This window comes from Pseudomonas ekonensis (assembly GCF_019145435.1).
Classification (GTDB): Bacteria; Pseudomonadota; Gammaproteobacteria; order Pseudomonadales; family Pseudomonadaceae; genus Aquipseudomonas; species Aquipseudomonas ekonensis.
Genome location: NZ_JAHSTS010000002.1, coordinates 2,101,428 through 2,114,731 on the forward strand (window position 1 = coordinate 2,101,428; position 13,304 = coordinate 2,114,731).

At 65.4% G+C, this 13,304-nt stretch carries 11 protein-coding genes; 8 read left to right on the forward strand and 3 right to left on the reverse strand.

What is annotated here, in order from left to right; translation table 11 throughout:
* Positions 1–56: 56 nt before the first annotated feature.
* The 3 genes from KVG96_RS22515 to rpmE all read right to left on the reverse strand — a co-directional run bounded on the left by KVG96_RS22515 (position 57) and on the right by rpmE (position 2,550).
* Positions 57–1,325 (reverse strand): malic enzyme-like NAD(P)-binding protein, encoded by a 1,269-nt coding sequence (locus KVG96_RS22515; RefSeq protein WP_217893999.1) that lies wholly within the window; start codon positions 1,323–1,325, stop codon positions 57–59.
* Between the two features lie 182 nt (positions 1,326–1,507).
* The gene (locus KVG96_RS22520) at positions 1,508–2,290 is read right to left on the reverse strand and encodes a thermonuclease family protein (RefSeq protein ID WP_217894000.1); all 783 of its coding nucleotides are present in this window, start codon (positions 2,288–2,290) and stop codon (positions 1,508–1,510) included.
* Positions 2,291–2,331: 41 nt separating this feature from the next.
* Complete coding sequence (rpmE, locus tag KVG96_RS22525) at positions 2,332–2,550, reverse strand: 50S ribosomal protein L31 (RefSeq protein ID WP_085585435.1); 219 nt, start codon at positions 2,548–2,550, stop codon at positions 2,332–2,334.
* Positions 2,551–2,753: 203 nt separating this feature from the next.
* On the opposite strand from rpmE, the gene KVG96_RS22530 reads away from it, so the two are divergent.
* From KVG96_RS22530 to phaZ, 8 genes are all read left to right on the forward strand, one after another.
* The gene (locus KVG96_RS22530; protein ID WP_217894001.1) at positions 2,754–4,973 is read left to right on the forward strand and encodes a primosomal protein N'; all 2,220 of its coding nucleotides are present in this window, start codon (positions 2,754–2,756) and stop codon (positions 4,971–4,973) included.
* Positions 4,974–5,149: 176 nt separating this feature from the next.
* The gene (gene argS, locus KVG96_RS22535) at positions 5,150–6,886 is read left to right on the forward strand and encodes an arginine--tRNA ligase (RefSeq protein ID WP_217894002.1); all 1,737 of its coding nucleotides are present in this window, start codon (positions 5,150–5,152) and stop codon (positions 6,884–6,886) included.
* A 1-nt stretch (position 6,887) separates the two neighbouring features.
* Positions 6,888–7,604, forward strand: coding sequence for an SPOR domain-containing protein (locus KVG96_RS22540; protein ID WP_217894003.1), 717 nt, complete (start codon positions 6,888–6,890; stop codon positions 7,602–7,604).
* A gap of 267 nt (positions 7,605–7,871) precedes the next feature.
* Positions 7,872–8,402, forward strand: coding sequence for an ATP-dependent protease subunit HslV (gene hslV / locus KVG96_RS22545; protein WP_007968352.1), 531 nt, complete (start codon positions 7,872–7,874; stop codon positions 8,400–8,402).
* A gap of 53 nt (positions 8,403–8,455) precedes the next feature.
* Positions 8,456–9,793 carry an ATP-dependent protease ATPase subunit HslU gene (gene hslU / locus KVG96_RS22550; RefSeq protein WP_217894004.1) on the forward strand — a complete coding sequence of 446 codons (1,338 nt, stop codon included), beginning with the start codon at positions 8,456–8,458 and terminating at the stop codon, positions 9,791–9,793.
* A gap of 188 nt (positions 9,794–9,981) precedes the next feature.
* Positions 9,982–10,353, forward strand: coding sequence for a gamma-butyrobetaine hydroxylase family protein (locus tag KVG96_RS22555; protein WP_217894005.1), 372 nt, complete (start codon positions 9,982–9,984; stop codon positions 10,351–10,353).
* Positions 10,354–10,611: 258 nt separating this feature from the next.
* Complete coding sequence (gene phaC / locus KVG96_RS22560) at positions 10,612–12,291, forward strand: class II poly(R)-hydroxyalkanoic acid synthase (protein WP_217894006.1); 1,680 nt, start codon at positions 10,612–10,614, stop codon at positions 12,289–12,291.
* A 99-nt stretch (positions 12,292–12,390) separates the two neighbouring features.
* Complete coding sequence (phaZ, locus tag KVG96_RS22565) at positions 12,391–13,245, forward strand: poly(3-hydroxyalkanoate) depolymerase (protein WP_085585449.1); 855 nt, start codon at positions 12,391–12,393, stop codon at positions 13,243–13,245.
* Positions 13,246–13,304: the final 59 nt, after the last annotated feature.

Below are 13,304 nucleotides of genomic sequence, written 5' to 3' on the forward strand. Positions count from 1 at the left end.
ACCGCCTCCATAAAAAACCCCAGCATTAGGCTGGGGTTTTTTATGGGCGGCTGCTTTTAACCGTTGAACACGTCATCCACGCTTTTCAGCGGGTAGTTCTTCGGATACGGCAGGGTCGCCACGCCGGTCTCGATGGCGGCCTTGGCCACGGCGTCGGAGACGACGGTGATCAGGCGTGCGTCCATCGGCTTCGGAATGATGTACTCACGGCCGAATTCCAGCGCATCGACGCCGTAGGCGGCGCAGACTTCCTTCGGCACCGGCAGCTTGGCCAGGTCCTTCAGGGCGTTGGCGGCGGCGATCTTCATTTCTTCGTTGATGCGCTTGGCGCGTACGTCCAGGGCACCGCGGAAGATGAACGGGAAGCCCAGCACGTTGTTGACCTGGTTCGGGTAGTCCGAACGGCCGGTGGCCATGATCACGTCGTTGCGGGTGGCGTGGGCCAGTTCCGGGGCGATTTCCGGATCCGGGTTGGAGCAGGCGAACACGATCGGGTTGGCCGCCATGCGCTTGAGCTGCTCGGCGCTCAGCAGGTTCGGGCCGGACAGGCCGACGAACACGTCCGCGCCTTCGATGGCGTCGTCCAGGGTGCGCTTGTCGGTGGCGTGGGCGAACACGGCCTTGTACTGGTTCAGGTCGTCACGGCCGGCGTGGATCACGCCGGTGCGGTCGATCATGTAGATGTTCTCGACCTTGGCGCCCATGCTCACCAGCAGCTTCATGCAGGAGATGGCGGCGGCGCCGGCGCCCAGGCAGACGATCTTGGCGTCGGCCAGGGTCTTGCCGGCGATTTCCAGGGCGTTGATCATGCCGGCGGCGGTCACGATGGCGGTGCCGTGCTGGTCATCGTGGAACACCGGGATGTCGCACTGTTCGATCAGGGCGCGTTCGATCTCGAAGCACTCGGGTGCCTTGATGTCTTCCAGGTTGATGCCGCCGAAGGTGATGGAGATGCGCTTGACGGTGTCGATGAAGGCTTGCGGGCTTTCGGAGTCGACTTCGATGTCGAACACGTCGATGCCGGCGAAGCGCTTGAACAGCACGCCCTTGCCTTCCATCACAGGCTTGGAGGCCAGCGGGCCGAGGTTGCCCAGGCCGAGAATCGCGGTGCCATCGGAAATGACTGCAACCAGGTTGCCTTTGCCGGTGTACTTGTAGGCCAGTTCGGGATCGCGGGCGATCTCGCGTACCGGCTCGGCTACGCCGGGGCTGTAGGCCAGCGACAGGTCGCGGGCGGTGGCGGTGGCCTTGGTGAGCTCGACACTCAGCTTCCCTGGACGAGGATTGGCGTGATATTCGAGAGCGGCAGTTTTCAGATCAGACATTTTGGCATTCCGCTTTTTACTGTTGGACAGACTGGTCAGCGAGGATACGCGCCTCGCAAAGTCCTCACAAGACTGCCCGGTCACCCCTGTCAAGCGAGCTGTCCTACGACTTTGGGCCAAGAGCCACGGCCCGCAAGGGCTTGACTGTTCACAATCGCCAGTAAAAATGTCTACAATTTTTTTCAGCGAGAAGACTGCAGCATGGCCGGATCCGTCAGCGGCAGCAGCCAGCGCGGCTGCCCCGGCGGCGATCCGCCGCGCCGGGAACGGTCGACCACCCAGCCACGGGCCTCGATCTGCCTGCCTTCCAGCCGTTGCAGCGCCGCGCCGTCGAAACGCTCGAGCAGATTGGGCGCAACGCGCAGTACAAGCGCGTCCTGCATTTCGATCAAGATTGCGCCCCGATTGCGCCGTACCGTGCTCACACGCCCGCGGACCACGGTAAAGCCCGAGCGGGCGATCTGCTCCGCTTTCAGTACAGGCGAGCGCTTCCACACGCCGCGGCCGGCCCGTCGCGCCTCGCGTTCGGCAGCCTGCTGACAGGCGACAAAATCCACGTTCGGCGCCACCGCCACCTGAAACCCGAGGCCGTCAGCGAGCATTTGCGCTTCGAGATTGACGCCGCCGAGGCTGAAAACGTGCGCCAGCGTCCGGCCATAACGGTCCCTGGACTCCTTGCCGGGCAGCAGACCGACGCGCCCGCCGCTGTCGGCCACCAGCGACGCCAGGCGTTGGCGCGCCGCCACGGCGAACGGCTCGTCGCTGCGGCCCTGCTTGCCCAGCTCCGGCGTGTTGAGCCCGATCATCCGCACGCTGCGCCCGTCGCTCAGGCGCAGGGTGTCGCCGTCCACCACTCGCTGCACCGCGACATAGGCCAGCCCGCCGGGCGCCGGGCAGAACGCCTGGGCGTCCGGCAGCCAAATCGCGGACACAAAAAAGGCGCCCGCAAGGGACGCCTTTTTCATCAGACCGGAAAAGCCTTGAAGGTTTTCCAGAATGAGCGGCCTTAGGCCTTTTTCGCGCCGAAAGCACCGAAACGGTCGGCGAACTTCTGAACGCGACCACCGGTGTCCAGAGTCTTCTGCTTACCGGTGTAGAACGGGTGGCACTCGTTGCAAACGTCGATCGGCAGCGCTTTGCCGTGAGTCGAACGGGTGACGAACTTGTTACCGCAGCTGCAGGTAACATCGATTTCAACGTAGTTTGGATGAATATCGGCTTTCATGGTGCTTTCCTCAGCTAGCGTGCCGCCACCCAACACTATTGTTGAATACCGCACGGAATTAGGGCGCGGATTCTACCAGACCTTGCCGATCACGCAAGCTGTCCCTTGAACCGACCGTCTGCTAGGCTCCCGGCCCATAGGCGACGCCCCACAGGTCATGTGCGCGACCGCTCCTTCCATTAGTCTGCCGATCGAGACCCCGCGTGCCCGACGCCATCTTGCGCCTCGCCTTGCCCTCCCCCCTGCGCCGCCTGTTCGACTACCGCGCTCCGGCCGGCGTGCCCCGCGACCGCCTGCAGCCGGGCATGCGCCTGCGGGTGCCGTTCGGCCGGCGGGAAATGATCGGGATCCTGGTGGAAATCAGCGACACCAGCGACGTGCCGGCCGACAAGCTCAAGCCCGCGCTGGCCCTGCTCGACGCCAGCGCGCCGCTGCCGCCGGCCCTGTTCAAGCTGTGCCTGTGGACGGCCCAGTACTATCAGCACAGCCTCGGCGACACCCTGAACTGGGCGCTGCCGGTGCTGCTGCGCCAGGGCGAGCCCGCCGAGGCCCGCCAGGAGCGCTTCTGGTCGGCGGCCCCCGGCGCCAGCCTCGACGACCCGCGCATCGCCCGCGCCCCGCGCCAGCGAGAGGCCCTGGCCACCCTGGCCCAGCATCCGCACGGCGTCGCCCACGGGCTGCTGGGCAAGCTGATGCTGAACAAGGACAGCCTCGACCTGCTGCTGGCCAAGGACCTGGTGCGGGTGGAGGTGCGCCGCCATGCGCCGGGCGTGCGCCACGAGCATTGGCTGGCGCAGCCGGAGCTGCCGCTCAACGCCGAACAGCGCGCAGCCTGTGAGGCGATCCGCGCCGGCTTCGACAGTTATCACGCGTTCCTGCTGGCCGGCGTCACCGGCAGCGGCAAGACCGAGGTCTATCTGCAACTGATCCGCGAAACCCTCGAAGCCGGCAAGCAGGCCCTGGTGCTGATCCCCGAGATCAACCTCGGCCCGCAGACCCTGGCGCGCTTCGAACAGCGCTTCAACGCACGCATCGCCCTGCTCCATTCGGCGGTCAACGACCGTGACCGCCTCGACGCCTGGCTGGCCGCCCGGGACGGCGAGGCCGACATCGTCATCGGCACCCGTTCGGCGCTGTTCACCCCGATGAAGAACCCGGGGCTGATCATCATCGACGAAGAGCACGACGGCTCCTATAAACAGCAGGAAGGCCTGCGCTACCACGCCCGGGACCTGGCGCTGGTGCGCGCGCGGCAAGAGAACATCCCGATCGTCCTCGGCTCCGCGACGCCTTCGCTGGAAAGCCTGCACAATGCCTACACCGGCCGCTACGGCCTGCTGCGCCTGAACGAGCGCGCCGGCGGCGCCAAGCAACCGCGCTTCCTGCGCCTGGACGTGAAGAGCCGGCCGCTGGACAGCGGCATCAGCGGCCCGATGCAGCAAGCCATCGGCCAGACCCTCGCCGCCGGCCAACAGGTGCTGGTGTTCCTCAACCGCCGGGGCTTCGCGCCGACCCTGCTGTGCCACGACTGCGGCTGGATGTCCGAATGCCAGCGCTGCGATGCGCGGATGACCGTGCACCAACGCTACGGCGAACTGCGCTGCCACCATTGCGGCCATGTCGAGCGCGTGCCGCGCCAGTGCCCCAAGTGCGAGCGGGTCGACCTGCGGCCGGTGGGCGCCGGCACCGAACGGGCCGAAGAGCGGCTGGCGATCCTGTTCCCCGACTACCCGGTGCTGCGGGTCGACCGCGACAGCACCTCGCGCAAGGACGCGATGAACCAGCTGTTCGCCACCATCCAGAAAGGCCAGCCGTGCATCCTGGTCGGCACCCAGATGCTGGCCAAGGGGCACCACTTTCCCCGGGTCACGCTGGTGTCGATCCTCGACGCCGACGGCGGCCTGTTCTCCGGCGACTTCCGCGCCAGCGAACGGATGGCGCAGCTCATCGTGCAGGTGGCCGGCCGCGCCGGACGGGCGGAGGAGCCGGGCAAGGTGATCATCCAGACCCACCTCGCCGACCATCCTTTATTGGTGCAACTGACCGAACAGGGCTACTTCGCCTTCGCCGAGCAGGCCCTGAGCGAGCGCCGCGCCGCCGGCCTGCCGCCGTTCGCCCACCTGGCGCTGCTGCGCGCCGAGGCGCACAAGCCGGGCCAGGCCGAAGCTTTTCTCGACGAAGCATGCAGCGAAGCCGAACGCATGCTGGCCGAGCAGAACCTCGGCGGCATCGAGCTGCTGGGGCCGGTGCCGGCGCCGATGGAGCGCCGGGCCGGGCGCTATCGGGCTCAATTGCTGCTGCAGGCGACGGCGCGGGCTCCGCTGCACCGGCTGCTGGCCGGTTGGCTGCTGGCGCTGGAGCAGATGCCGAGCGGACGCGCGGTGCGCTGGTCGCTGGATGTCGATCCGGTGGACCTGTACTGACAGACGGATCGCCATCGCAGGCCGATCCGCTGCCGCAAGGAATGGCGGCGCAATTGTCACCGCACATCCACATCCTGCCTGCTAAGGTTGGCAAGCCCGTCTTCGCAACGGATAATGCCCAGTTTTTCCACCCGCGCACCGATGCGCCGCCGCGCCAGCGGTCGAAAGAGACGACCATGAAAGACACCATTCGCCAGCTGATCCAGCAAGCCCTCACCCAACTCGTCAACGAAGGTGTGTTGCCTGAAGGCCTGTCGCCGGCGATCCAGGTGGAAAACGCCCGCGACAAGACCCACGGCGACTTCGCCAGCAACATCGCGATGATGCTGGCCAAGCCTGCGGGCATGAAGCCGCGCGACCTGGCGGAAAAACTCATCGCCGCCCTGCCGGCCGACGAGAACGTCACCAAGGCCGAGATCGCCGGCCCCGGCTTCATCAACTTCTTCCAGAACACCCAGGCCCTGGCCAACCGCCTCGACGCCGCCCTGGCCGACGCCCGTGTGGGCGTGCACAAGGCCGGCCCCGCGCAGCGCACCGTGGTCGACCTGTCGGCGCCGAACCTGGCCAAGGAAATGCACGTCGGCCACCTGCGCTCGACCATCATCGGCGACGGCGTGGCCCGCGTCCTCGAGTTCCTCGGCGACGAGGTGATCCGTCAGAACCACGTCGGCGACTGGGGCACCCAGTTCGGCATGCTGATGGCCTACCTGCAGGAAAACCCGATCACCAGCGACGAGCTGTCGGACCTGGAGAACTTCTACCGCGCCGCCAAGCAGCGCTTCGACGAGTCCGCCGAGTTCGCCGACCGCGCCCGCGGCCTGGTGGTCAAGCTGCAGGCCGGCGACGCCGAGTGCCTGGCGCTGTGGACCCGGTTCAAGGACATCTCGCTGTCGCACTGCCAGAAGATCTACGAGCTGCTCAACGTCAAGCTGACCATGGCCGACGTGATGGGCGAGAGCGCCTACAACGACGACCTGATCAACGTGGTCAACGACCTCAAGGCCGCGGGCATGCTGGTCGAGAGCAACGGCGCCCAGTGCGTGTTCCTCGACGAGTTCAAGAACGCCGACGGCGACCCGCTGCCGGTGATCATCGTCAAGGCCGACGGCGGCTACCTGTACGCCACCACCGACCTGGCGGCCGTGCGCTACCGCAGCGGCAAGCTCAACGCCGACCGCGCGCTGTACTTCGTCGACCAGCGTCAGGCCCTGCACTTCCAGCAAGTGTTCGCCGTGGCGCGCAAGGCCGGTTTCGTGACCCATCCGATGGAGATGGAGCACATGGGCTTCGGCACCATGAACGGCGCCGACGGCCGTCCGTTCAAGACCCGCGACGGCGGCACCGTGAAGCTGATCGATCTGCTGACCGAAGCCCGCGAGCGCGCCTACAGCCTGGTCAAGGAAAAGAACCCGACGCTGGCCGAGGACGAACTGCGCAACATCGCCCGGGTGGTGGGCATCGGCGCGGTGAAGTACGCCGACCTGTCCAAGCACCGCACCAGCGACTACAGCTTCAACTTCGACCTGATGCTCAACTTCGAAGGCAACACCGCGCCGTACCTGCTGTACGCCTACACCCGCGTGGCCGGCGTGTTCCGCAAGCTGGGCAAGGACTTCAGCGAAGTCGACGGCCGGATCGTCCTCGAGGCGGCGCACGAGCAGGAACTGGCGGCCAAGCTGGCGCAGTTCGGCGAAGTGCTGAACAACGTGGCCGAGAAAGGCACGCCGCACGTGCTGTGCACCTACCTGTACGACGTCGCCGGCCTGTTCTCCAGCTTCTACGAGAACTGCCCGATCCTCGCCGCCGACACCCCGGCGCAGATGCAGAGCCGCCTGCGCCTGGCCGCGCTGACCGGCCGTACCCTCAAGCAAGGCCTGGAGCTGCTGGGCCTGGAAACCCTGGAGCGCATGTAAGTTGGCTGCCAAGAAAAAACCCGCCCCCAAACGCGGCGCCAGCCGCTACCAGGCCCCGGCCAAGCAACCGATTCCGGGCTGGCTGTGGATGGCCATCGGCCTGACGGTCGGTGCGTTCATCGTGTTCCTGATGAAACTGGAGCCGGGCAAGGGCAGCGACACGGTCAAGCGCGAGAAGGTCGAGCAGCAGCAACAGCAGAAAGCCACCAAGATCGCCGAGGCCAACAAGACCCCGCCGAGCCCGACGCAACCGGTGAAGCCGAAGTACGACTTCTACACCCTGCTGCCGGAATCGGAAGTGATCGTGCCGCCGGACGCCGTGCCGGAGAAGACCTTGCCGACGCCCCAGGTGCCGGCGATCCCGACCACCCCGGTGACCCCGGCGGAAGCGGCGAAGATCGACACCGCGCGGGCCCAGGCGGCGCTGGCCGGCATCACGCCGCCGCCGGCCCCGCCGGTGGCGAAGGCGGCGCCGGTGACCAGGTTCTTCCTCCAGGCCGGTTCGTTCCGCAAGGAAGCCGACGCCGACAAGGTGCGGGCGCAGATCATCCTGCTGGGCCAGGCGGTGTCGGTGGAGTCCGGCACGGTGAAGGACGAGACCTGGTACCGCGTGCTGGTCGGCCCGTTCAGCAACCGCGAACAGCTGACCACCGCACAGAAGCAACTGGCGGGCAGCGGCTTCAGCAACTTGCTGTTACAACAACGTCAGAGCCGCTGACCCGGCACCCCTGTGGCGAGGGCGCTTGCTCGCGCTGTGGCGCAAGGCGCCCCCAAAACCTGCGTATCCGTGGCTTCAAAGCCACGGGGCCGCAGGTTTTGCGACTGCTGCGCAGTCGAGCGGGCGCAAGCTCCCTCGCCACAGATGATTGGCATCCCACCCCCGCACCGCTCGTCCGCTCACTGACCCCGCAGTTGAAATACCGACCTCCACCCCCATATGGGTGTGCATAAGGCATTTTCGCCCCGCTGCGTGGAGACTCTTCCCTTGACCACCATCGTTTCAGTCCGCCGCCACGGCAAAGTCGTCATGGGCGGCGACGGCCAGGTTTCCCTCGGCAACACCGTAATGAAAGGCAACGCGAAGAAGGTTCGCCGCCTGTACCACGGCCAGGTCATCGCCGGTTTCGCCGGCGCCACCGCCGACGCCTTCACCCTGTTCGAACGCTTCGAAGGCCAGCTCGAGAAACATCAGGGCCACCTGATCCGCGCCGCCGTCGAGCTCGCCAAGGAGTGGCGCACCGACCGTTCCCTGAGCCGCCTCGAAGCGATGCTCGCGGTCGCCAACAAGGACGCCTCGCTGATCATCACCGGCAACGGCGACGTCGTTGAGCCCGAAGACGGCCTGATCGCCATGGGTTCCGGCGGTGCCTACGCCCAGGCCGCCGCCAGCGCCCTGCTGAAGAAAACCGACCTGTCGGCCCGCGAAATCGTCGAGACCGCCCTCGGCATCGCCGGCGACATCTGCGTCTTCACCAACCACACCCAGACCATTGAGGAGCAGGATCTCGCTGAATGAGCCTGCCGCGCCTTGCGCCACGGCTTGTTTCTGCTTGAGGACCGTCAATCACCATGTCCATGACTCCCCGCGAAATCGTCCACGAACTCAACCGCCACATCATCGGCCAGGACGATGCCAAACGCGCCGTCGCGATTGCCCTGCGCAACCGCTGGCGCCGCATGCAGCTGCCTGAAGAGCTGCGCGTTGAAGTGACCCCCAAGAACATCCTGATGATCGGCCCGACCGGCGTCGGCAAGACCGAGATCGCCCGTCGCCTGGCCAAGCTGGCCAACGCGCCGTTCATCAAGGTCGAAGCGACCAAGTTCACCGAGGTCGGCTATGTCGGCCGCGACGTCGAATCGATCATCCGTGACCTGGCCGACGCCGCGATCAAGCTGCTGCGCGAGCAGGAGATGACCCGCGTGCGCCACCGCGCCGAAGACGCCGCCGAAGAGCGCATCCTCGACGCCCTGCTGCCGCCGGCGCGCATGGGCTTCAGCAGCGACGACGCGCCGACCCCGGACTCCAACACCCGCCAGCTGTTCCGCAAGCGCCTGCGCGAAGGCCAGCTGGACGACAAGGAAATCGAGATCGAAGTGGCCGAAGCCATGGGCGTCGACATTTCCGCGCCGCCGGGCATGGAAGAGATGACCAACCAGCTGCAGAACCTGTTCGCCAACATGGGCAAGGGCAAGAAGAAGGCCCGCAAGCTCAAGGTCAAGGAAGCGCTGAAGCTGGTGCGCGACGAAGAGGCCGGGCGCCTGGTCAACGAAGAGGAACTCAAGGCCAAGGCCCTGGAGGCGGTCGAGCAGCACGGCATCGTGTTCATCGACGAGATCGACAAGGTGGCCAAGCGCGGCAACGTCGGCGGCGCCGACGTGTCCCGCGAAGGCGTGCAGCGCGACCTGCTGCCGCTGATCGAGGGCTGCACCGTCAACACCAAGCTGGGCATGGTCAAGACCGACCACATCCTGTTCATCGCTTCCGGCGCGTTCCATCTGAGCAAGCCGAGCGACCTGGTGCCGGAGCTGCAAGGCCGCCTGCCGATCCGCGTCGAGCTCAAGGCCCTGAGCCCGGAAGACTTCGAGCGCATCCTCAGCGAACCGCACGCCTCGCTCACCGAGCAATATTGCGCGCTGCTCAAGACCGAAGGCCTGAACATCCAGTTCCAGCCCGAAGGCATCAAGCGCCTGGCGGAGATCGCCTGGCAGGTCAACGAGAAGACCGAGAACATCGGTGCCCGTCGCCTGCACACGCTGCTTGAGCGCCTGCTGGAAGAAGTGTCGTTCAGCGCCGGCGACCTGGCCAGCGCCCATGACGAGAAGCCGATCCTGATCGACGCCGACTACGTCAACAGCCACCTGGGCGAATTGGCGCAGAACGAAGATCTGTCCCGGTATATTCTGTAAAGCGGCAAGCTGCGAGCGACAAGCTGAGTTAAGCTTGTCGCTCGCAGCTTCTAGCTTCTAGCTTCTAGCTTCTAGCTTCTAGCTTCTAGCTTCTAGCTTCTAGCTTCTAGCTTCTAGCTTCTAGCTTCTAGCTTGTAGCTTGTAGCTTGTAGCTTGTAGCTTGTAGCTTGTAGTCAAAGGCTTTTTCCATGCTCCCCACCGACATCAAACTGCACAAAGCCTCCAAGACCCTGACGCTCACCTACGCGTCCGGCGAATCGTTCACCCTGCCCGCAGAGTTCCTGCGCGTGCACTCCCCCTCCGCCGAGGTCCAGGGCCACGGCAAACCGATCCTGCAGTACGGCAAGCTCCACGTCGGCCTGACCAAGTTGGAACCGGCCGGTCAGTACGCACTGAAACTGACCTTCGACGACGGCCATGACAGCGGACTGTTCACCTGGGAATACCTGCTCGAACTGGGGCGACGTTATGACGCACTCTGGGCCGATTACCTGGACGAACTCAAAGCCGCCGGCAAATCCCGCGACCCGGACGAGTCCGTCGTCAAGCTGATGCTCTAGCCCGTGGCTCGGGCGGTTTAGAGGGCATTTTCTAAATTCATCTGTTTGAATGCTCCGCTTGTGCGGCCCAGGACTGGCCGCTTGCGAAAAAAACCAATCTCGGGTAACCAATGGAACTGGCAGGTTCCCTGCAGTGTTCCACGCGCTGCAGAACTGCCCTGCAGAATCAACGGTCACCCGAGCGGCAGTACCTGGCACCGGCTGTGAGACTGCACAGCGAGGACCGGGTACTCGTCTCAGGACAATGGAGCGTCGTAGATGAGTAACAAGAACAACGATGACCTGAAGTACCAAGCCTCGGAAAACACCTTGGGGCTCAATCCCGTCGTCGGGCTGCGCGGAAAGGATCTGCTGGCCTCCGCCCGCATGGTGCTGACCCAGGCCATCCGGCAACCGATACACAGCGTCAAGCATGTCGCCCATTTCGGCCTTGAACTCAAGAACGTGCTGTTCGGCAAATCCGAACTGCAGCCTGCCGGCGACGACCGTCGCTTCGTCGATCCGGCCTGGAGCCAGAACCCGCTCTACCGACGTTATCTGCAAACCTACCTGGCGTGGCGCAAGGAGCTCCACGACTGGATCGACGACAGCAGCCTCTCGCCCAAGGACATCGCCCGCGGGCACTTCGTGATCAACCTGATGACCGAAGCCATGGCCCCGACCAACAGCGCGGCGAACCCGGCGGCGGTCAAGCGCTTCTTCGAGACCGGCGGCAAGAGCCTGCTCGACGGCCTCTCCCACCTGGCCAAGGACCTGGTGCACAACGGCGGCATGCCGAGCCAGGTCAACATGGGCGCGTTCGAGGTCGGCAAGACCCTGGGCGTGTCCGAAGGCGCGGTGGTGTTTCGCAACGACGTGCTGGAGCTGATCCAGTACAAGCCGATCACCGAGCAGGTGCACGAGCGCCCGCTGCTGGTGGTGCCGCCGCAGATCAACAAGTTCTACGTGTTCGACCTCAGCCCGGACAAGAGCCTGGCCAGGTTCTGCCTGCGCAGCAACGTGCAGACCTTCATCGTCAGCTGGCGCAACCCGACCAAGGAGCAGCGCGAGTGGGGCCTGTCGACCTACATCGAGGCCCTCAAGGAAGCGGTGGACGTGGTCACCGCGATCACCGGCAGCAAAGACGTGAACATGCTCGGCGCCTGCTCCGGCGGCATCACCTGCACCGCCCTGCTGGGCCACTACGCGGCCATCGGCGAGAACAAGGTCAACGCCCTGACCCTGCTGGTCAGCGTGCTCGACACCACCCTGGACACCGACGTCGCCCTGTTCGTCGACGAACAGACGCTGGAGACCGCCAAGCGCCACTCGTACCAGGCCGGCGTACTGGAAGGCAAGGACATGGCCAAGGTCTTCGCCTGGATGCGCCCCAACGACCTGATCTGGAACTACTGGGTGAACAACTACCTGCTCGGCAACGAGCCGCCGGTGTTCGACATCCTGTTCTGGAACAACGACACCACACGGTTGCCGGCCGCCTTCCACGGCGACCTGATCGAAATGTTCAAAAACAACCCGCTGACCCGCCCCAACGCACTGGAAGTGTGCGGCACGCCGATCGACCTCAAGCAGGTCACCGCCGACATCTTTTCCCTGGCCGGCACCAACGACCACATCACCCCGTGGAAGTCCTGCTACAAGTCGGCTCAGCTGTTCGGCGGCAAGGTCGAGTTCGTGCTCTCGAGCAGCGGCCACATCCAGAGCATCCTGAACCCGCCGGGCAACCCGAAGGCGCGCTACATGACCAACAGCGAAATGGCCGCCGACGCCGATGACTGGCAAGAGAACTCGACCAAGCACACCGACTCCTGGTGGCTGCACTGGCAGGCGTGGCAGGCCGAGCGTTCGGGCGAGCTGAAGAAGGCCCCGGCGAAGTTGGGCAACAAGGCGTACCCGGCGGGCGAAGCGTCGCCGGGCACTTACGTACATGAAAGGTAGCGGCAAGCCGTAAGCTGCAAGCTGCAAGCTGCAAGCCGGGCACGTTCTGCCTGAAGCTTGCAGCTTGTGACTGCTCCTTTCTGACCCGAAGGGTTTAACATGCCGCACCCGTTCATCTTCCGCACCGTCGACCTGGACGGCCAGACCATCCGCACCGCGGTGCGCCCCGGCAAGCCTCACTTGACGCCCTTGCTGATCTTCAACGGCATCGGCGCCAACCTGGAGCTGGTGTTCCCGTTCGTCGCGGCGCTGGATCCGGACCTGGAGGTCATCGCCTTCGACGTGCCCGGCGTCGGCGGTTCCTCGACGCCGAGCCGACCGTACCGGTTTGCCGGGCTGGCGAAACTCACCGCGCGGATGCTCGACTACCTCGACTACGGCCAGGTCAACGCGATCGGCGTGTCGTGGGGCGGCGCCCTGGCGCAGCAGTTCGCCCACGACTACCCCGAGCGCTGCAAGAAACTGGTGCTGGCGGCGACCGCCGCCGGTGCCTTCATGGTGCCGGGCAAGCCGAAGGTGCTGTGGATGATGGCCAGCCCGCGCCGCTACATCCAGCCGTCCCACGTGATCCGCATCGCGCCTCTGATCTACGGCGGCTCGTTCCGCCGCGACCCGACCCTCGCCGCCAGCCACGCGGCCAAGGTGCGTTCGGCGGGCAAGCTGGGCTACTACTGGCAACTGTTCGCGGGCCTGGGCTGGACCAGCATCCACTGGCTGCACAAGATCCATCAGCCGACCCTGGTGCTGGCCGGCGACGACGACCCGCTGATCCCGCTGATCAACATGCGCATGCTCGCCTGGCGGATTCCCAACGCCCAGCTGCACATCATCGACGACGGCCACCTGTTCCTGATCACCCGGGCCGAAGCGGTGGCGCCGATCATCATGAAATTCCTGGAGGAGGAACGTCAGCGTGCGGTGATGCATCCGCATCCGGCATCGCCGGGGGCATGACCGATCCGGCACGTTTTATGGAAGGCACGTGGCAGGACGCCGCGCAGGCAACAATCCGC

Bases quoted from the DNA above. Each gene is read 5' to 3' on its own strand.
- KVG96_RS22515 (WP_217893999.1), bottom strand. From the start codon at position 1,325: ATGTCTGATCTGAAAACTGCCGCTCTCGAATATCACGCCAATCCTCGT.
- hslU (WP_217894004.1), top strand. From the start codon at position 8,456: ATGTCCATGACTCCCCGCGAAATCGTCCACGAACTCAACCGCCACATC.
- KVG96_RS22520 (WP_217894000.1), bottom strand. From the start codon at position 2,290: ATGAAAAAGGCGTCCCTTGCGGGCGCCTTTTTTGTGTCCGCGATTTGG.
- KVG96_RS22555 (WP_217894005.1), top strand. From the start codon at position 9,982: ATGCTCCCCACCGACATCAAACTGCACAAAGCCTCCAAGACCCTGACG.
- phaZ (WP_085585449.1), top strand. From the start codon at position 12,391: ATGCCGCACCCGTTCATCTTCCGCACCGTCGACCTGGACGGCCAGACC.
- argS (WP_217894002.1), top strand. From the start codon at position 5,150: ATGAAAGACACCATTCGCCAGCTGATCCAGCAAGCCCTCACCCAACTC.
- rpmE (WP_085585435.1), bottom strand. From the start codon at position 2,550: ATGAAAGCCGATATTCATCCAAACTACGTTGAAATCGATGTTACCTGC.
- phaC (WP_217894006.1), top strand. From the start codon at position 10,612: ATGAGTAACAAGAACAACGATGACCTGAAGTACCAAGCCTCGGAAAAC.